This is a genomic window from Pyramidobacter sp. C12-8 (assembly GCF_002007215.1).
GTDB lineage: Bacteria > Synergistota > Synergistia > Synergistales > Dethiosulfovibrionaceae > Pyramidobacter.
Genome location: NZ_MUHX01000170.1, coordinates 1 through 209, shown reverse-complemented (window position 1 = coordinate 209; position 209 = coordinate 1). Strand labels below are relative to the sequence as shown.

General features: G+C 55.0%; 1 protein-coding gene. It reads right to left on the bottom strand.

From position 1 onward, the window contains the following. On the bottom strand, nt 1–182 hold a 182-nt coding region (locus tag B0D78_RS12455; RefSeq protein ID WP_240496177.1), incomplete at its 3' end, for a penicillin-binding transpeptidase domain-containing protein. Nucleotides 183–209: the final 27 nt, after the last annotated feature.

Sequence of the window (209 nt, the reverse complement as noted above, 5' to 3'; positions counted from 1 at the left end):
AGCGTCTTCTTATCGAAGTACGCGTCCATCATATCCATCGCGACACACTGCGCATATCTGCCCTTTGCCCCATGCTCCAGCACGACTGCGACGGCGATCTTCGGCTTGTCATACGGCGCGAACGCGACAAAAATAACATGATCCGATCCCGCGTTCTCGGCTGTGCCGGTCTTTGCAGCCATAGCGATAGAATATCTTCCGGCGTAGGT